Annotated in this window: 17 protein-coding genes and 1 pseudogene; 9 read left to right on the top strand and 9 right to left on the bottom strand. The window is 75.0% G+C overall.

Annotated features, from left to right (window positions below; translation table 11 throughout):
- The coding region (locus IDM29_RS08045; protein ID WP_255500030.1) for a DUF5719 family protein at nucleotides 1-1,168 on the top strand (1,168 nt) is incomplete at its 5' end.
- A 4-nt stretch (nucleotides 1,169-1,172) separates the two neighbouring features.
- Here IDM29_RS08045 and IDM29_RS08040 read toward each other — a convergent pair.
- Both IDM29_RS08040 and IDM29_RS08035 read right to left on the bottom strand, forming a co-directional pair.
- A complete protein-coding gene (locus IDM29_RS08040; RefSeq protein ID WP_188037395.1) occupies nucleotides 1,173-2,033 on the bottom strand; it encodes a glycosyltransferase family 2 protein in 861 nt (286 codons plus the stop codon).
- A 41-nt stretch (nucleotides 2,034-2,074) separates the two neighbouring features.
- Nucleotides 2,075-2,521: a metallopeptidase family protein gene (locus tag IDM29_RS08035; protein WP_309232695.1), complete on the bottom strand. Its 447-nt coding sequence runs from the start codon at nucleotides 2,519-2,521 to the stop codon at nucleotides 2,075-2,077.
- A gap of 95 nt (nucleotides 2,522-2,616) precedes the next feature.
- Here IDM29_RS08035 and IDM29_RS08030 point away from each other — a divergent pair, with 95 nt between their 5' ends.
- Genes IDM29_RS08030 through IDM29_RS08015 form a run of 4 tightly spaced genes read left to right on the top strand, consistent with a single transcriptional unit; the run spans nucleotide 2,617 to nucleotide 4,967 of the window.
- Entirely contained in the window at nucleotides 2,617-2,982 is a 366-nt protein-coding gene (locus IDM29_RS08030) for a DUF3499 domain-containing protein (RefSeq protein ID WP_188037394.1), read from the top strand.
- Nucleotide 2,983: 1 nt separating this feature from the next.
- Complete coding sequence (locus IDM29_RS08025; protein ID WP_188037393.1) at nucleotides 2,984-3,235, top strand: hypothetical protein; 252 nt, start codon at nucleotides 2,984-2,986, stop codon at nucleotides 3,233-3,235.
- A gap of 38 nt (nucleotides 3,236-3,273) precedes the next feature.
- Complete coding sequence (locus tag IDM29_RS08020; RefSeq protein ID WP_188037392.1) at nucleotides 3,274-4,764, top strand: phosphomannomutase/phosphoglucomutase; 1,491 nt, start codon at nucleotides 3,274-3,276, stop codon at nucleotides 4,762-4,764.
- The gene (locus tag IDM29_RS08015) at nucleotides 4,761-4,967 is read left to right on the top strand and encodes a Trm112 family protein (RefSeq protein WP_188037391.1); all 207 of its coding nucleotides are present in this window, start codon (nucleotides 4,761-4,763) and stop codon (nucleotides 4,965-4,967) included. The genes IDM29_RS08020 and IDM29_RS08015 overlap by 4 nt, the downstream gene beginning before the upstream one ends.
- Before the next feature lie 16 nt (nucleotides 4,968-4,983).
- Here the strand turns inward: IDM29_RS08015 and IDM29_RS08010 are convergent, their stop codons facing one another.
- Genes IDM29_RS08010 through IDM29_RS08000 form a run of 3 tightly spaced genes read right to left on the bottom strand, consistent with a single transcriptional unit; the run spans nucleotide 4,984 to nucleotide 8,032 of the window.
- On the bottom strand, nucleotides 4,984-5,898 hold the full coding sequence (locus tag IDM29_RS08010; RefSeq protein WP_188037390.1) for a glycine betaine ABC transporter substrate-binding protein: 915 nt from the start codon (nucleotides 5,896-5,898) through the stop codon (nucleotides 4,984-4,986).
- A gap of 53 nt (nucleotides 5,899-5,951) precedes the next feature.
- The gene (locus IDM29_RS08005) at nucleotides 5,952-6,821 is read right to left on the bottom strand and encodes a proline/glycine betaine ABC transporter permease (protein ID WP_188037389.1); all 870 of its coding nucleotides are present in this window, start codon (nucleotides 6,819-6,821) and stop codon (nucleotides 5,952-5,954) included.
- Complete coding sequence (locus IDM29_RS08000) at nucleotides 6,818-8,032, bottom strand: glycine betaine/L-proline ABC transporter ATP-binding protein (RefSeq protein WP_188037388.1); 1,215 nt, start codon at nucleotides 8,030-8,032, stop codon at nucleotides 6,818-6,820. Before IDM29_RS08000 ends, IDM29_RS08005 begins: the two co-directional genes overlap by 4 nt.
- Nucleotides 8,033-8,655: 623 nt before the next feature.
- Here IDM29_RS08000 and ahcY point away from each other — a divergent pair.
- Both ahcY and IDM29_RS07990 read left to right on the top strand, forming a co-directional pair.
- Nucleotides 8,656-10,161, top strand: coding sequence for an adenosylhomocysteinase (gene ahcY / locus IDM29_RS07995; protein ID WP_182111732.1), 1,506 nt, complete (start codon nucleotides 8,656-8,658; stop codon nucleotides 10,159-10,161).
- Between the two features lie 132 nt (nucleotides 10,162-10,293).
- Nucleotides 10,294-10,860 carry a dihydrofolate reductase family protein gene (locus IDM29_RS07990; protein ID WP_188037387.1) on the top strand — a complete coding sequence of 189 codons (567 nt, stop codon included), beginning with the start codon at nucleotides 10,294-10,296 and terminating at the stop codon, nucleotides 10,858-10,860.
- 36 nt (nucleotides 10,861-10,896) lie between these two features.
- Here the strand turns inward: IDM29_RS07990 and IDM29_RS07985 are convergent, their stop codons facing one another.
- Entirely contained in the window at nucleotides 10,897-11,715 is an 819-nt protein-coding gene (locus IDM29_RS07985) for an RDD family protein (RefSeq protein WP_188037386.1), read from the bottom strand.
- Between the two features lie 74 nt (nucleotides 11,716-11,789).
- Here IDM29_RS07985 and IDM29_RS07980 point away from each other — a divergent pair, with 74 nt between their 5' ends.
- Complete coding sequence (locus IDM29_RS07980; RefSeq protein WP_188037385.1) at nucleotides 11,790-12,785, top strand: stage II sporulation protein M; 996 nt, start codon at nucleotides 11,790-11,792, stop codon at nucleotides 12,783-12,785.
- Nucleotides 12,786-13,052: 267 nt separating this feature from the next.
- Entirely contained in the window at nucleotides 13,053-14,498 is a 1,446-nt protein-coding gene (locus IDM29_RS07975) for an HNH endonuclease signature motif containing protein (RefSeq protein ID WP_182111728.1), read from the top strand.
- On the opposite strand, the gene IDM29_RS07970 is transcribed toward IDM29_RS07975, so the two are convergent.
- The 3 genes and pseudogenes from IDM29_RS07970 to IDM29_RS07960 all read right to left on the bottom strand — a co-directional run.
- The gene (locus IDM29_RS07970; protein ID WP_182111727.1) at nucleotides 14,465-15,757 is read right to left on the bottom strand and encodes a DUF58 domain-containing protein; all 1,293 of its coding nucleotides are present in this window, start codon (nucleotides 15,755-15,757) and stop codon (nucleotides 14,465-14,467) included. The two genes, IDM29_RS07975 and IDM29_RS07970, sit on opposite strands and share 34 nt — an antisense overlap.
- 20 nt (nucleotides 15,758-15,777) lie before the next feature.
- On the bottom strand, nucleotides 15,778-16,719 hold the full coding sequence (locus IDM29_RS07965; RefSeq protein ID WP_375372399.1) for an AAA family ATPase: 942 nt from the start codon (nucleotides 16,717-16,719) through the stop codon (nucleotides 15,778-15,780).
- Nucleotides 16,720-16,841: 122 nt separating this feature from the next.
- A pseudogene (locus IDM29_RS07960) lies at nucleotides 16,842-17,078 on the bottom strand (DUF4350 domain-containing protein); the annotation flags it as partial.

Genomic DNA, 17,078 nt, shown 5'->3' with positions numbered 1-17,078 from the left:
CGCCGCGGGCGACGGGCCCGCGTGGTCGGCCGGCGCCGTCGGCGCGCTGACCGCGGCGGGCGACCTGCGCGGCGTCGCGGCGACGTCGTGCCAGCAGCCGGCCGCCGACGTGTGGCTCGTGGGAGGCGGGACGTCGCTGGGCACCAGTGCGCGCCTCGTCCTGCAGAACCCCGGCTCGACGCCGGCGACGGTCGACGTCGAGCTGTGGGGGCCCGCGGGTCCCGTCGACCTCGCCGGGGCGCCCGAGTACCTCGTCCCGCCCGGCGCCGAGCGCGTGGTCCTCCTCGAGGGCGTCGCCGCCGAGCAGCGACGCATCGTGGTGCACCTGCGCGCCGCCGGCGGTCTGGTCACCGCCTACCTGCAGGACAGCGAGCTGCGCGGGCTCCTGCCCGCGGGCGTGGACTACGTCGCCGCCGGCCGCGCGCCGTCCCAGCGCCAGGTGGTCCCCGGGCTGTCCGTCACGGCCTCGGAGATCGACGGCGCCGACACCGCGGCCGTGCGCCTGCTCGCCCCGGGTGACGAGGGCGGGACGGCCACCCTCACGCTGCTCGGGCCCGACGGCGACGTGTCGCTGCCCGGCGCCGAGGAGGTCGAGCTGGCGGCGGGGGAGGTGCTCGACGTGCCGCTCGCCGGTCTGCCGGCGGGCACGTACACCGTGGTCGTCGAGAGCGAGGTCCCCGTGGTGGCGTCGGCGCTCCTGACCCGGGGAGCCGGCGTCGGCCGGCCCGGCGCGGGCACGCTGGCGCTGTCGCCGGTCGACCGGGCCTGGGCCCCGTCGGTGCGCGGGGGCACGACGGGACCGCTGGCGCTGCCGGCCCTGCCGGGCACCAGCCCGACCCTCTCGCTGGGCGTCGCGCCCCTCCCGGACGTCAGGGGTGCCGCCGAGGTCGAGGTCGAGGTGCTCGACGCCTCGGGCGCCGTCGTCGCGTCCCGGGACGTGAGCCTGCGCGCCGGCACGACGACGGAGCTGGCGCTCGCCGACCTGGTGGACGAGGCGGACGGCGCGGACACCGCGGTGCCCGCGGCCGTCGTCGTGCGCACGCAGGACCCCCGGGTCGCGTGGGCCGTGGTGCTCGTGCACGACGACGAGAGCGGACAGATGGTCTCGGTGCTGGCCCCGGTGGCGCCCACGCGGGACCGCCCCGCGGTGGACGTGCTGGTGGGCTGAGGCCTCAGCGCGCGGCGCGCAGCTCGAGCGCCTGCCGCACGGCGAGCCCGGCCCGGATCGCCACCCGCACGGGCCACTGGTACCAGCGGTGGTAGCGCCGCGTCAGGTAGCGCGCCGCGGAGGCGTGATGGGCCCGGATCATCCGCGCCGGTCGCTCGCGCCAGGACGTGCCGCCGATGTGTGTCACGGTGACGTCGGGGACGTAGACGTTCTCCCAGCCGGCCAGCCCGAGCCGCTCGCCCAGGTCCAGGTCCTCGAAGAACATGAAGTAGCCCTCGTCGAAGCCGCCGACCGCGCGGAACGCCTCCGTGCGCAGCAGGAGGCACGAGCCCGACAGCCAGCCCGCGGTGCGCTCCACGGAGGCGGTGTCCTCCTGGCGCCGCTGGTAGGCGCGCGTCCACGGGTTGCCGGGCCACACGCGCCCGAGGACGGCGTGACCGGCGCCCTGGGTGAGCGAGGGCAGGGCGCGCGCCGAGGGGTACCGCGTGCCGTCCGTGTTGAGGATCCCGGGTCCCAGCGCCCCGGCCCGTGGGTGGCGTGCGGCGGCCTCGAGCAGGGCGTCGAGGCTCCCGGGGTGCCACACGACGTCGGGGTTGGCGACGACGAGCCACTCCTGCGTCGCGTCGCGCGCCCCGAGGTTGGCGGCCCGGCCGTAGCCGAGGTTGCCGCCAGCGTCCAGGACGCGGCCCCCGTGCTCGCGCGCGACGCGCTCGCTCACTGTGTGGTCGCTGCCGTTGTCGACCAGCACCAGCTCGACCGGGGCGCTCGTCGCCTCGCGCAGCGACCGCGCGAAGGCGTCGAGCTCGTCACCGGGGTGGAAGGTCACGCACACGGCGCGGACGGGCGGGGGCGTGGGGGCTGCCATGGTGGCGTCCAGCCTAGACGCAGCGGCCGGGCGCTCTGCGCTCAGCTGCGGTACTCCGGGTCGACGTCCTCCGGTGTGCGCGCGAGCAGGTGCGCCACCTGCTCGACCAGGACGTCGCGGACCAGGTCCATGAGGTCCGCCTCGTCCACGGCGCGCGTCTCGAGCGGGCGCCGGTAGACGACGATGCGCGAGGGCAGGCCGGCGTCGGCGGGAAAGCACCGGCCGAGCGGCACGCCGCCGTGCTCCCAGGGAGCCGGGCCCGACGGGGGCACGTCCTCGACCGCGAACTCGGTGCCCTCGAGCTGGGCCGACCAGCGCCGCTCGATCCGCTCGACGGCGGCCAGCACGTGCTCGTCGAAGCGCTCGGCGCGCGTGCGGTAGCCCGGCAGGTTCATCGGCATCAGCGGGCCGCGCAGGCCGCGTCCCCGGCGGTCCCGTCGCCGCGCCGCCACCACCGGCCCCGCAGGACCGCGACGCAGGGTGCTCACGGGCCCACTGTACGTCGGGGCACCGGCGCGCCCGAGTGTCGCCGACGCGGCGTGGTGGCCGCCCGTGCGCGGGACGCCCCGGGTAGTCTCCTCGCGTGAGATCAGGCCGCCAGTGCTCCCGCAGCGCCTGCGGCCGTGCCGCCGTCGCGACCCTCACCTACGTGTACTCGGACTCGACGGCGGTCCTCGGGCCGCTCGCGCAGCTCGCCGAGCCGCACTCCTACGACCTGTGCGGCGAGCACGCCGGGCGCCTCACGGCGCCGCGGGGGTGGGAGGTCGTGCGGCTCACGCCCGAGTTCGTCCCGAGCGGTCCGACGCCCGACGACCTCGTGGCGCTCGCGGACGCGGTGCGCGAGGCGGGGCGACGGCGTCCCGAGGCGGCGCCCGAGGCACCGCAGGCGCCCCCCGGTACCGAGGTCAGCCGTCGCGGCCACCTGCGCGTCCTGCGCGGGGAGGGCTGACGTGGCCCGTGCCGCGGCGCCCCCGCCGGGTGGCCTGCCCGGCCCGGGCGTCCCGCCGCCGGAGCGCTGCTCGTCGTGCAGCGGCCCGGACCTGACCCGGCTGCCGCTGGTCCTGACGGACGGCACCGACGTCACGTTCGTCTCCTGCAACCGCTGCGAGCGGCGCGAGTGGATCACCCTCGACGACACGGGAGCGTGGCAGAGCCTGCCGATCGACACCATCATCCAGCGCTCGGCCCGCAAGCCGCGCTGACGCGGTCCTCGGGCGCCGCGCGCCACTAGGCTGCCGCCGTGACCACAGCACCACGGCCCGACCTCAGCGCGCTCATCAAGGCCTACGACGTCCGCGGCGTCGTGCCCGACCAGTTCAGCCCCGACGTCGCCCGGGCCATCGGCGCCGCGTTCGCCGACGTCGTCGTGCTGCGGGGAGCGGACGCCGCGGGCGGCGCGCGGCCGCGCGCCGTCATCGGCCGCGACATGCGGCCCTCGGGCCCGGAGCTCGTCGGCGCGTTCGCGGAGGGCCTGACCCGGCGCGGGGTCGATGTCGTGCTCATCGGGCTGTGCTCGACCGACGGGCTCTACCACGCCTCGGGCGCCCTGGACGTGCCGGGCGCGATGTTCACCGCGAGCCACAACCCCGCGCAGTACAACGGCATCAAGATGTGCTGGGCGGGTGCGCGGCCGGTGGGCGAGGACTCGGGGCTCGGCGAGATCCGCGAGCTCGCCGCGCGGTACCTGGTCGAGCCGCCGGCCGACGCCGCCGTGCCCGGTGAGGTCACCGAGCGCGAGATGCTGGGGGAGTACGCGGCGTTCCTGCGCTCGCTCGTCGACCTCGCCGGACTGCGCCGGCTCAAGGTCGTCGTCGACGCGGGCAACGGCATGGGCGGGCTCACGGTGCCCGCCGTGCTCGGGGACGCCGCGGGCCTGCCCGCGCTGCCGTTCGACGTCGTGCCGCTGTACTTCGAGCTCGACGGCACGTTCCCGAACCACGAGGCGAACCCGCTCGAGCCCGAGAACCTGCGCGACCTGCAGGCGGCCGTCGTCGAGCACGGCGCCGACATCGGCCTGGCCTTCGACGGCGACGCCGACCGCTGCTTCGTCATCGACGAGCGGGGCGAACCCGTGACGCCGTCGGCGATCACGGCGCTGGTCGGGCTGCGCGAGGTCGCGCGCGAGCGCGCCGCCGGCCGCACGCCGACGGTCATCTACAACCTCATCTCCTCCAAGGTCGTCCCCGACCTGCTCGAGGCGGCGGGTGCCCGCACGGTGCGCACGCGCGTGGGCCACTCCTTCATCAAGGCGGAGATGGCCCGCAACGACGCCGTCTTCGGCGGGGAGCACAGCGCGCACTACTACTTCCGCGACTTCTTCTTCGCCGACACCGGCATGCTCGCGGCCATGCACGTGCTGTCCGCGCTCGGCCAGGCGACGGCGCCCGACGGCCGCCCGCTGACGCTCAGCGAGCTGTCCGAGGCGTACGAGCCCTACGTGGCCTCGGGCGAGATCAACTCCCGCGTCGCCGACGTCGCCGCGGCGCGCGCCCGGGTGGTCGAGGCGTACGTGACGCAGCAGGGCGCCGGGCCCGTCGAGGTGGACGAGCTCGACGGGCTGACGGTCTCGCACTGGGACGAGCACCCGCGGTGGTGGTTCAACCTGCGCGCCTCGAACACCGAGCCGCTCCTGCGGCTCAACGTCGAGGCGGCCGACGAGGACATCATGGTCAAGGTGCGCGACGACGTGCTGTCGATCGTGCGCGCGGACGCGGCGGAGGAGACGCGATGAGCGACCGGCAGCCGATGGAGCCCTGGGTGCGGGACCTGCTGCGCTGTCCCGCGTGCGGGTCGACGCTCGCCGACGGCACGGCCGTCGACGGCTCGCCGCAGCTGGTGTGCGAGGGCCAGGCGTGCGCCCTGGCGTACCCCGTGCGGGACGGCATCCCCGTCCTGCTCGTCGACGAGGCGGTGCCGGCGAGCGGCACCGCCTGACGTCGACGTCGCGGTCTCAGACCTCGCCGGCCGCGTCCTTGATGCCCGGGAAGAAGTCCGGGTTCTCCTCGAGCCACCGCTCGACGGCGGCCTCGTTGTCCTTGCCGCCCAGCTCGTTGAACATGATGTTCTCGAGCGAGAAGAGCTGCTCGTCCGTCAGCGTGAACTCGGCGAGCCACGCGGCCAGCTGCGGGAAGTCCTCCGCGAAGCCCGTGCGCCCGACGCTCTCGATCCGCTCGGCCTCGCCCAGGGCGCCCTCGGGGTCCTCGAGGTCGCGGATGGGGAACGCGTCGTAGGCCCAGTGCGGCCGCCACAGCGTGACGGCGATGTTGCGGCCCGCGTCCGTGGCACCCGTGAGCTCGGCGAGCATCGCGGGCGTCGACGACTCGACGAAGTCCATGCCCTCGAGGCCGTAGGTCGGGATGACCTCGTCCTTGGTGATGCGCGTCAGGCCGGCGCCCGGCTCGATGCCGACCAGGCGGCCACCGAAGACGTCGGCGTTCTGGCCGAGCTCGGCGAGCGAGGTGAGGGGGGCGTCCTCGTTGACCGCGATCGTCAGCACGGCGTCGTCGTACCACGCGCCGAGCAGCTCGAGGTCGTCGCCGTACTCCTCGAGGTAGTCGCCGTGGGTCAGCGGGAGCCAGGTGTCGACGTTGACGTCGAACTGGCCGCCCGCGATCCCCGTGTAGACGGGGCCGGCGTCGGCCATCTCGAGCTCGACGTCGTACCCCTCGGACTCGAGGAGCTCGGCCCACAGGTGCGAGACGGCGATGCCCTCGTCCCAGCCGTTGTGGACCGCGATCGTGACGTCCTTTTGGTCACCGGTGGCGGTCTGCCCGCCGTCGGTGTCGCCGCCGGTGCAGGCGGTCAGGGCCAGGGTGGCGGCGACGAGCGAGGCCGCGGCGGCGGTGGTGCGTCGGAGGTGGGTCATGGTTCCTTCCGTGGCGGCGTGCCGCCGGGTCGTCGGCCCGGGTGGGCCGTGGGTCAGGCCGAGGTGGCGCGCAGGGCGCGCGCCACGGGGGACCGGTCGGCCAGGCCGGAGGTCAGGCGGTCGAGGTAGATCGCGAGGATGACGACGGCGAGCCCGGCCTCGAAGCCCAGCGCCACGTCGACGCGCGACAGCGCGGAGACGACGTCCCGCCCGAGGCCGTCGGCGCCGACCATGCCCGCGATGACGACCATGGACAGCGAGAGCATGATCACCTGGTTGACGCCCGCCATGATCGTCGGCAGGGCGAGGGGCAGCTGGATCTGGCGCAGGATGCGACCGGGCGTCGAGCCGAAGGCGTGCCCGGCCTCGACCACCTCGCGGTCGACCTGCCGGATGCCGAGCTCGGTGAAGCGGACCCCGGGCGCCAGCGCGAAGACGATCGTCGCCACGATGCCCGGGACCGCGCCCGTGAGGAAGATGATCACCACGGGGATGAGGTAGACGAACGCCGGCATCGTCTGCATGAAGTCCAGCACGGGCCGCAGCACGGCCGAGACGCGGTCGTCGCGGGCGGCCCAGATGCCCAGCGGGACGCCGATCGCCAGCGCGATCACGCTCGCGACGAGGACGAGGGCCAGGGTCGCCATCGCGTTGTCCCACTGGTCCATGCCCGCGATGACGAGGAGTCCGACCAGGGTGCCCAGCGCGAGCCGCCACCCCTTCGCGAGGAAGGCGACGGCGGCGAGCACGAGGGCGATCACGGCCATGGGCGGTGCGGTCAGGACCAGCTCGAGCGACTCGAAGCAGGCCAGCAGGACCGTGCGGATGACGTCGAAGAGGCCCCCGAAGGTGTCGATGACGGCGTCGACGCCGGACTCGACCCAGTCGCCGAGGGGCAGGCGGAACATCGGCTCGGCGCTCATGCCGGCACCTCCGTGAGGTCGGCGGACTCGGTCTCGGCCTGCTGGGGCGCCATCGCCTCGAGCAGCGTCACGCGGGGGATCACGCCCACCAGGCGGCCCCGGTCGTCCACCACGGGGACCGGCAGCGGTGTCTCCGCCGACGGCGCGAAGACGTCGGCCAGCGGGGCGTCGACGGTCACGGGTGTCACCTCGTCGAGGGTGAGGTCCAGCAGCGACTCGTCACCGGCGCGCTGCGCGGCCACGACGTCCGCGTCGCGCAGGACGCCGCGCAGGGTGCGGTCCCGGTCCACGAGGTAGGCCGCCGACGTCTGCGCGTCGCGCATCTGGCGCAGGGCGCCGCGCGGTCCGGCGCCGGTCGTGACGACGGCCGCCGGCCGGACCATGACGGAGCCCGCGGTCAGGACCCGCGTCCGGTCGACGTCCGCGACGAACTGGGCGACGTAGTCGTCCGCCGGGTCGGAGAGGATCTGCTCGGACGTGCCGATCTGGACGATGCGCCCGTCGCGCATCACCGCGATGCGGTCGCCGAGGTGCATCGCCTCGTTGAGGTCGTGGGTGATGAAGACGATCGTCTTGCCGAGGGTCTGCTGGAGCGCGAGGAGCTGCTCCTGCATCTCGCGGCGGATCAGCGGGTCGAGCGCGGAGAACGCCTCGTCCATGAGCAGCACGTCGGTGTCGGCGGCGAGCGCGCGCGCCAGGCCGACGCGCTGGCGCATGCCGCCCGACAGCTGCGAGGGCAGGTGGTCCTCCCAGCCCGCCAGGCCGACGAGCTCGAGCGCCTCGCCGGCGCGGCGCCGGCGCTCGGTGCGGTCCACGTCCTGCAGCGCGAGGGGGTAGGCGGCGTTGTCGAGGATGGTGCGGTGGGGCAGCAGCGCGAAGTGCTGGAACACCATGGACACCCGGCGCTGGCGCAGCGCGCGCAGGTCGCGGGCGGAGATGGTCGACAGGTCCGCGTCACCGAGCAGGACCCGCCCCGAGGTCGGCCGCCACAGACCGTTGAGCATCCGGATGAGCGTCGACTTCCCGGACCCGGACAGGCCCATGACGACGAACGTCTCGCCCGCGGCCACCTCGAAGCTCGCGTCGATGACAGCCGCGGTGCCGAGGCCCTTGACCTCGTCGCGGTGGGCACCCGCCTCGAGCCGCCGGACGGCCTCCGCCGGCCGGCGGCCGAACACCTTGTACACGTTCTCGGCGCGTAGTGCGCTCACTCATCCCTCGTCTCCGTCGGCGCGCGCGACCGTCGGCCCTGCCCCCGGGGCTCGGCCACGCGCGGCTGGTCGACGCCTGCGGCGTCGGGTGTGGGCCCGGTGGCGGGAGGCCGCGAGAGCGACCTCACCGGCCGTCGCGTCCGGAGGCGGCGTCCGCCTCCCGGTGGCATGTGCCTGGCGGGGCGCGGCGCGCGGTGGACGCGGTGCTGGGGCACCGGCACCGACCGGCCGGCGGTCCGGCCGATCGGTCCCACCATCACCCGGACGACGCATCATCGCCAACCCCGCCGGCCGCCGAGAGGCCCGTGGCGAGCCGTTAGGGCGCGCCGCGCGTCGCGCTGACCTGCGCCTTTACGTGCTCCTGGGTGTTATCAAACTGTGACGTGAACTCCGTCGTGGCCGGCCCGCGGCGGCCCGCTCGCCGGGGGAGCCCGCGCCGCGACTGGACAGCCTCCGTAGGATGGGAGCGCTTGGCGTCGGTGATGCCGTCGGCCCGGAGGGGCCGCGCCGGGCACGAGGTCCCGCCGCCGCGGCACGAACCGCGGGGGTCGCGCTCCGCGCGACCGCGGGCCTCGCCCCTGACCGAGACCCAGCGCGCCACGCGCGACCCACCCGAGGTGACCATGACCACGACGCCCGTCCCCACGTCCGCCGGCTTCGACGAGAAGCCCGGCGTCTACAAGGTCCGCGACCTCGGCCTCGCCGAGGCCGGACGCCACCAGATCCGCCTGGCCGAGCACGAGATGCCCGGCCTCATGGCGCTCCGCGCGGAGTTCGGCGCCACGCAGCCGCTCGCGGGCGCCCGTGTCGCCGGCTCCCTGCACATGACCGTGCAGACGGCCGTCCTCATCGAGACGCTCGTCGCCCTGGGGGCCGAGGTCCGCTGGGCGTCCTGCAACATCTTCTCGACGCAGGACGAGGCGGCGGCCGCGGTCGCCGTCGGCCCGCACGGCACGCCCCAGGACCCGCAGGGCGTCCCGGTCTTCGCCTGGAAGGGCGAGACCCTGGCCGAGTACTGGGAGTGCACCCAGCAGATCCTCGTGTGGCCCGGCGACGAAGGCCCGAACATGATCCTGGACGACGGCGGCGACGCGAGCCTGCTCGTGCACCAGGGCGTCCAGTACGAGGCCACCGGCGCGGTCCCGGCCGACGCCGCACCCGGCGAGCCCGGCTACTCGGAGGAGGCCAACCTCGTCCTGGCCCTGCTGCGCCGCTCGCTCGCCGAGGACCCGCAGCGCTGGACCCGCACGGCCGCGGGCATCCTCGGCGTCAGCGAGGAGACGACGACGGGCGTGCACCGCCTGTACCAGCTGCACGAGGCGGGCGCGCTGCTCTTCCCGGCGATCAACGTCAACGACTCGGTCACCAAGTCCAAGTTCGACAACAAGTACGGCATCCGCCACTCCCTGCCCGACGGCATCAACCGCGCCACCGACATCCTCATGGGTGGCAAGGTCGCGTTCGTGGCGGGCTACGGCGACGTCGGCAAGGGTGCGGCCGAGGCGTTCCGCGGCCAGGGCTCGCGCGTCGTGGTCAGCGAGGTCGACCCGATCTGCGCCCTCCAGGCGGCCATGGACGGCTACCAGGTCGTGCGGATCGAGGACGTCCTGGACGAGGCGGACTTCTTCATCACGACCACGGGCAACCGCGACGTCATCACCGCGGAGCACATGGCCGCGATGAAGGACAAGGCCGTCGTGGGCAACATCGGCCACTTCGACAACGAGATCGACATCGCCGGGCTCGCGGCGATCCCCGGCGTCACGCGCACGGAGATCAAGCCGCAGGTCCACGAGTGGACGTTCCCGGCCGACGGCGACCGCCCGGAGCACTCGATCATCGTGCTCTCCGAGGGCCGCCTGCTGAACCTCGGCAACGCGACCGGTCACCCGTCCTTCGTCATGAGCAACTCGTTCACCAACCAGGTCATGGCGCAGATCGAGCTGTTCACCAAGCGCGACGAGTACCCGGTCGGCGTGTACCGCCTCCCCAAGGTGCTCGACGAGAAGGTGGCGCGCCTGCACCTCGACGCGCTCGGCGTCCGGCTCACCGAGCTGACGAAGGCGCAGGCCGAGTACATCGGCATCGACGTCGCCGGCCCGTACAAGCCGGAGCACTACCGCTACTGAGCCGGCACGACACCGCAGGGGTCCGCGCGCATCGCGCGGGCCCCTGCGGCGCGTCCGGCACCACCGCCCGCGGGGCTTGTCGGCGCCCGTGGCGCGCTGCACCCTGGAGCCCTCGTCCCGACGGAGGGCACCATGGGCAAGCTCATCTACGCGGCCAACGTCTCGCTCGACGGCTTCCTGGAGGACGAGCAGGGGGCGTTCGACTGGTCCGTCCCCGACGAGGACGTGCACGCGTTCTGGAACGAGCACGAGCGGGGCATCGGCACCTCGCTCTACGGGCGACGCATGTACGAGACGATGCGCGTCTGGGAGAGCGACGACTGGCTGGCGGACGCCCCCGCCGTCGTCCGCGAGTACGCCGACATCTGGCGCACCGGCGACAAGATCGTCTACTCGTCGTCGCTGGCGGACGTCTCGACGGCGCGCACGACGATCGAGCGGACCTTCGACCCCGAGGCGGTGCGGCGGCTCAAGGAGGAGGCGGCCACGGACCTGAGCATCGGCGGCGCGGGGATCGCGGCGGAGGCCTTCCGGCACGGTCTGGTCGACGAGTGCGTGCTGCTGCTCTGCCCGGTGGTGGTGGGCGGCGGCAAGCCGGCGCTGCCCCGCGGCCGGCGACTCGCCCTCGAGCTCCTGGACCACGGGCGGTTCGCCAACGGCGTGGTCTACGTGCGCCACGCGGTTCGGGCCTCCGCCTGACGCCGCGGGCCGGTCGCGGCCCGAGGGGCCGCCGGCTCAGACCGCGGGGTCGGGAACCGCGTGGGGGAGGCGGTGGAGCAGCACGGCCTCCGCGGCGGCGGTGCGGGCCGCAGCCGAGGCGTGCGCGAACTCCCGGTCCCGGCGCTCGGCGAGCACGGCGGCGATGAAGCGCTCGGGGTGGGTGCCGAGCGGCGGGCCGGGCGCGACGTAGCGCTCCATCTCGCCGGCGAGCTGGTTGCCGAGCCGGACCCGCGAGGCGACGTGGAGGCGGTCCGCCCGGCCCAGGAACTGCCGGGCGGAGAGCGCGAGCCCGTCCGGCAACCGCCGGATGTCGGCGTTGCGGGCCCAGCCGGCGAGCTCGTGCGGCATGACGAGCGGGGGCAGGGGCCGCTGGCCGCCGCGCACCCGGACGGCGTACGTGCCCGCGAGCATGTCGCCCAGCCGCTTGCCCTGCGGGTGGACGAGGGAGGCGATGAGTGCGACGCCGCCCGCGCTGAACCAGATCTCGAGCACGCCGGTCAGGGCCCGGATGACCGCGTGGCGCACCCGGATGGGGCCGCCGTCGTCGCGGACGATCCGGATGCCCATGGCGAGCTTACCGAGCGAGCGCCCGCGCGTGAGCGTCTCCACGGTGGCGGGGATGACGACGAGCACCATGACGACGAGCGTGATGAGCAGCGCCGCGAAGGCCGCCTCGTCGAGGCCCCGCCCCGCGGCGCCGCCGGCGACGAGCAGGAGGAACCCGAGGAACCCGAGGGTGGCGACGTCGATGAGGGCGCCGAGCATGCGGGTCGCGAACGAGGCCGGGCGCGCGTCGAGGACCACGCCCTCACCGATGACGATCTCGTCCTGCACGCGCACCCCTCCGCCGTCCGTCGCTGGCCGCAGGTTACCCGTGCCCGACGGCGGTGTGTGGCAGGCTACCGGCCGTGGACCTGGACGCGTTCTCCGCCGTGCACGCGCCGACCTGGGCGAGGCTCGACGAGCTGTCGCGCCGGTCGGGTCTGTCGGGTGCCGAGGCGGACGAGCTGGTCCGGCTCTACCAGGAGGTCGCGACGCACCTGTCGACCGTGCGGTCCGTGGCGCCGGACCCCTCGGTGGTCTCCCGGCTCTCGGAGATCCTCGGCCGCGCGCGGGCGGCGATCGCCGGCTCGCACGACCCGTCCTGGTCGGACGTCGTGCGGTTCCTCGTCGTCGTGCTGCCCGCGGCCTTCTACCGCATCCGCTGGTGGACCGTCGGGGTGATGGTCGCCTTCTGCGCGATCGCGGTCGTGGCGGGTGTCAACGTGTACAACGACCCCGAGGCGCTCGCCGCGATGGGCACCCCGAGCCAGCTCAAGCAGTACGCGGAGGAGGAGTTCGCCAACTACTACTCCAACTACCCGGGCCAGAGCTTCGCGGCCCAGGTGTGGACGAACAACGCGTGGATCGCGGCGCAGTGCGTCGCCTTCGGCATCACGGGCATCCTGCCGCTGTACGTCCTGTTCCAGAACGCGGTCGGCGTCGGGGCCGCGGGCGGCGTGATGGCCGTGCACGACGGGCTCGGCGTCTTCTTCAGCCTGATCCTCCCGCACGGCCTCATGGAGCTGACCGCGATCTTCGTCGCCGGGGCGGCCGGCCTGAAGATCTTCTGGACCGTGATCGACCCGGGCGGGCGCCCGCGGGGGCGCGCGCTGTCCGAGGAGGGGCGCTCGCTGTTCACGGTGGCCATCGGCCTCGTCGGCGTGCTGGGCATCTCCGGGCTCGTCGAGGGCTTCGTGACGCCGTCCCAGCTCCCGTGGTGGCTCAAGATCGTCATCGGGGCCCTCGTGCTGGCGGCGTACTGGGTCTACACGATCGTCCTCGGGCGGCGCGCCGTCGCCGACGGCGAGACGGGCGACCTGCGGGCCGACCACAACGTGGACCAGCTGCCGCTCGCGGCGTAGACGCACGGGCCGCGAGGCGGCCTGAAGGGCGAGGTGCCCGGCTGCTGCTCGCCGGGGGCGATGGCGAGGGTGTCTCGTCCTTGGACGAGCGTGACGCCGACGGCGACGACGCGGTGTTCGGCGTGCGCGGCTGCCGGTGGCCTGGCCTGGCTCGGGCTGGCCTGCTCCGTGACGTGACAGGCCCGACGCGGCGCCGCGCACCCCTTGTCCGTCCTGTCCGGATCCGGTAGCATTCGAACAGACGTTCGAGTGATCCTGGAGGCGGTCATGGCGGTGTTGGCGGCGGTGGAGCCCTTCGGGGTCGCCGCGCCGGCGCGCGTGGTCGCGGATGTGCGCGGGTTGGTGGAGCGGGTCAAGGGTGCGGGTGGTGCGGCGGGTGACTGGTCGGCGCTGGAGCGGCGTGAGGTGCTGGCGGCGCTGGACGCGGCGGTCGGTGCGTTGACGGTGGTGCGGGGCGAGGTGCTGCTGGCCGAGCGGGACAGTGGGACGTGGCGGGCGTCGGGTGATCCGAGCTTCGAGGCGTGGCGCGGTCGCACGTCGCGGTCGGGGGCGCGGGCGGTGCTGACCCAGGTCCGCCAGGCCGACGCCGCCACCCGGCTGCCCGCCCTGGGCGAGGCCGCCCGCGAGGGCGCGGTCACCGTGGACCACATGGACGCGCTCGGCCGCGTGGTCGCCGGGGCGTCGGGGGCGGTCAAGGACGCGTTGGCCACGCCCGAGCGGCAGGCCCAGCTGCTGGAGACCGCGCGGCGGGTCGACGCCGGGACGTTCGCGCGGGCCGCGGCGCAGCTCGCCGCCGAGCTCGATCCCCTCGCGCACGAGCGCGGGCACCAGGCCCAGCGCGCCGCACGGTTCCTGACCCTGGCCGACACCCCCGAGGGCACCCGCATCAAAGGGCTGGTGGACCGGATGGCCGGGCACCGGCTGCGGTTGGCGCTGGAGGCCGTCTCCCCGCGGCCGGGCAAGGACGACGACCGCTCCCACGAGCAACGCCGCGCCGACGCCCTGGACACCATCGCCGAGAAGATCCTGGCCCTGCCCGAGACCGGCAGCGGCGCCGCGGTGCGACCCCACGTGTCCTTCCTCATGGACGCCGGCACCTGGGCCGGGCTGCGCGCCCTGCGCGCTGCAGGGGACGACGGCCCGCGCGGCGACGGTGCGACGGAGGACGAGCCGGCAGCACACGGCGCGGCGAGCGACCGGCACCAGGCGGCCCCGTCGTTCCCGCCGGTCACACTCGAGGACGGGACCCCGGTGCCCATCAGCGAGGTCGCCCGCGCCCTGTGCGACTGCGACCTGACCCGCGTGGTCATGGACGCCGACACGATGCCCCTGGACATCGGACGCACCCAACGCACCTACACCGGCGCGCAACGCCGCGCGGTGATCGCCCGGGACCGCGGGTGCTCGTGGCCCGACTGCGGCGCCGAAGCCCGCTGGGGCGAGGTCCACCACATCCGCTGGTGGGAACGCGACAACGGACCCACCTCCCTGACCAACGGCGTGCTCCTGTGCGTCTTCCACCACCACGAGGTCCACCGACGCGACCTGACCATCACCCGACAACCCGGACCACCCGGACCAGGACGCCGACCCCGGTACACCTTCCGTGACCAGCGCGGACGACCCGTCGCCGCGCCTCGCGAGCCCGCGGAGGCCACGGCGGTCGGAGTGGCACCGCCTCAGAGGCGGCCGGCGGCCTTGAGGGCGAGGTAGGTGTCCGCGAGGCGGGGGGCGAGGTCGTCGGGGAGGGCGTCGACGACCTCGACGCCGCGCTGACGCAGGCGCACGGTGACGGCCGCGCGCTCCAGGTCGGTGCGCTCGGCGGCGGCGGCGTCGTACACGTCCGACGACGTCTCGCGTGAGGTGCGCAGCGCGGCGACCTCCGGGTCGGCCACCGAGGCGAGCACCACGGTGTGGTCCTTGGCCAGCGGCGCGAGCACCGGGAGCAGGCCGTTCTCGACCGCCGCCGGCTCGAGGGCCGTGAGGAGCACGACGAGCGCGCGCTGGGACAGGCGCTGCTGGACGGCCGCCACGACCCCCGGCCAGTCGGTCTCGACCAGTGTCGGGTCGATGGGCGCGAGGGCGTCCGCGAGGGCGGGCAGCAGGCGCGGGCCGCTGGCCCCGGCGACCTGCGCCCGGACGCGGCGGTCGAAGGCGACGAGGTCGACGCGGTCCCCGGCGCGTGACGCCAGTGCCGACAGCAGGAGGGCCGCCTCGATCGAGGCGTCGATCCGGGGCAGGTCGCCGATGCGCGCCGCGGACGTCCGCGCGGTGTCGATCACGATCATCACGCGCCGGTCGCGCTCGGGACGCCACGTGCGCACGACGACCTCCGACCGGCGCGCCGTCGCGCGCCAGTCGATCGAGCGCACGTCGTCGCCGATGACGTACTCGCGCAGGGAGTCGAACTCCGTGCCGGCGCCCCGGACCTGGACGGCCGTCCGCCCGTCGAGCTCGCGCAGGCGCGCGAGCCGGCTGGGCAGGTGGCGCCGGGAGGCGAACTCCGGCAGGACGCGCAGCCGCCCCGGCACCGCCAGGGAGAGCTGACGCCCCGCGAGGCCGAGCGGGCCCCACGTGCGGATGGTGACCCGGTCGGCGAGCCGGTCCCCGCGGCGCGTGGGCGCGAGGGACGTGACGACTCGCACCGCCTCGCCGTCCGGCAGGTCCACCCGGTGGCGGTTGGTGCCGGTGCCGGCGGAGGGCTGCCACGCGTCGCGGACCACCCCGCGCAGGCGACGGCCCGAGCGGTTCGTCAGGGTGAGCGTCGAACGCGTCGTCTCCGTCAGCCGCACGGAGCCGGGCACGCGACGGGTCACGGCGACGCGCCGCGGGGACGCCGCGAGCGCGACGTCCACCGCGCACAGGACCACCACGAGCAGCGCCCACAGCAGCGCGGTCCCGGTCGCGGGCACGAGCAGCACGGGCACGACGCCCACGGCGGTGAGGACCACCGCCCGCCAGGTGAGAGCCATCCGTCAGCCGGCCGCCGCGCTCAGCGGGGGACCGGCACGGCGGCGAGCACCGTGTCGAGCACGCTCTCCGCGGTGACGCCCTCGAGCTCGGCCTCGGCCCGCAGCTGCACGCGGTGGCGCAGCGTCGGGTGCGCGAGCGCCTTGACGTCGTCGGGCGTGACGTAGCCCCGGCCCGACAGCCAGGCCCACGCCCGCGACGTCCCGAGCAGGGCCGTCGCACCACGGGGCGAGACGCCCAGGGAGAGGGAGGGCGACTGCCGCGTGGCACGGCACACGTCGACCGCGTACCCGAGCACCTCGGGGCTGACCTGGACGCGCGCCACCTCCGCGCGGGCCCGCGCGAGCTGCTCGGGGTCCGTGACCCGCTGCACGCCCGCCGCCGCCAGGTTGCGGGGGTCGAAGCCGGTCGCGTGCCGGCGCAGGACCTCGATCTCCTGGTCCCGCTCGGGCAGCGGCAGCGTGAGCTTGAGCAGGAATCGGTCCAGCTGGGCCTCGGGCAGGGGGTAGGTCCCCTCGTACTCGACCGGGTTCTGGGTCGCGATGACGAGGAAGGGGTCCGGCAGCGGGCGCGGCACGCCGTCGACGGAGACCTGCCGCTCCTCCATGGCCTCCAGCAGGGACGCCTGGGTCTTGGGAGGCGTGCGGTTGATCTCGTCGGCGAGCAGCAGGTTCGTGAAGACCGGCCCCTCCCGGAACGAGAACTCCGCCGTGCGGGCGTCGTAGACCAGCGAGCCGGTGACGTCGCCGGGCATGAGGTCGGGCGTGAACTGCACGCGCTTGGTGTCGAGCGCCAGCGCCGCGCTCAGCGTGCGCACCAGCAGCGTCTTGGCCACGCCGGGCACGCCCTCGAGCAGCACGTGGCCGCGGCACAGCAGCGCGATGACCAGACCGGTGACGGCGGCGTCCTGGCCGACGACGGCCTTGCCGACCTCGGTGCGCAGGGTCGCCAGGCTCCCGCGCAGGTCCGCGGACGGCGTGAGCTGCGCGCCCGCGGCGAACCGGGAGTCGGCCGCCGGCGGCGCCGGGGGAGTCGGGGGTGCGGGCGGTGCGGTGGTGCCGCCGTGCGGCTGCCAGGTGGGTTCGGTCACGTGCGATGAACCTCGCTCTCGAGCTCGTCCAGCTGACGGGCCAGCAGGAGCAGCCCGGCGTCGTCGTGGGGTGGTGGACCGTACAGCAGGCCGGCGACCTGCTCCGTGGAGCGCCCGGTGGCGCGGGCGAGTGCGTCGATGACCTCGGGGGCGCCGGCCGAGCGGGGCAGGCCGAGGCGGACGGCCGCGCGGCGCGCCATGCCGGCGCGCAGGGAGGCGGCGGCGTGCCCGCG

The organism is Actinotalea sp. JY-7885 (assembly GCF_014525465.1).
Taxonomy (GTDB): Bacteria; Actinomycetota; Actinomycetes; order Actinomycetales; family Cellulomonadaceae; genus Actinotalea.
The sequence above is the reverse complement of the archived record's forward strand: the minus strand, read 5'-3'. Positions and strand labels throughout refer to the sequence as shown.

Coding starts and splice junctions, on each gene's coding strand:
- IDM29_RS08040 (WP_188037395.1), bottom strand. CDS start 2,033: ATGGCAGCCCCCACGCCCCCGCCCGTCCGCGCCGTGTGCGTGACCTTC.
- IDM29_RS08015 (WP_188037391.1), top strand. CDS start 4,761: ATGAGCGACCGGCAGCCGATGGAGCCCTGGGTGCGGGACCTGCTGCGC.
- IDM29_RS08010 (WP_188037390.1), bottom strand. CDS start 5,898: ATGACCCACCTCCGACGCACCACCGCCGCCGCGGCCTCGCTCGTCGCC.
- IDM29_RS08005 (WP_188037389.1), bottom strand. CDS start 6,821: ATGAGCGCCGAGCCGATGTTCCGCCTGCCCCTCGGCGACTGGGTCGAG.
- ahcY (WP_182111732.1), top strand. CDS start 8,656: ATGACCACGACGCCCGTCCCCACGTCCGCCGGCTTCGACGAGAAGCCC.
- IDM29_RS07990 (WP_188037387.1), top strand. CDS start 10,294: ATGGGCAAGCTCATCTACGCGGCCAACGTCTCGCTCGACGGCTTCCTG.
- IDM29_RS07975 (WP_182111728.1), top strand. CDS start 13,053: ATGGCGGTGTTGGCGGCGGTGGAGCCCTTCGGGGTCGCCGCGCCGGCG.
- IDM29_RS07970 (WP_182111727.1), bottom strand. CDS start 15,757: ATGGCTCTCACCTGGCGGGCGGTGGTCCTCACCGCCGTGGGCGTCGTG.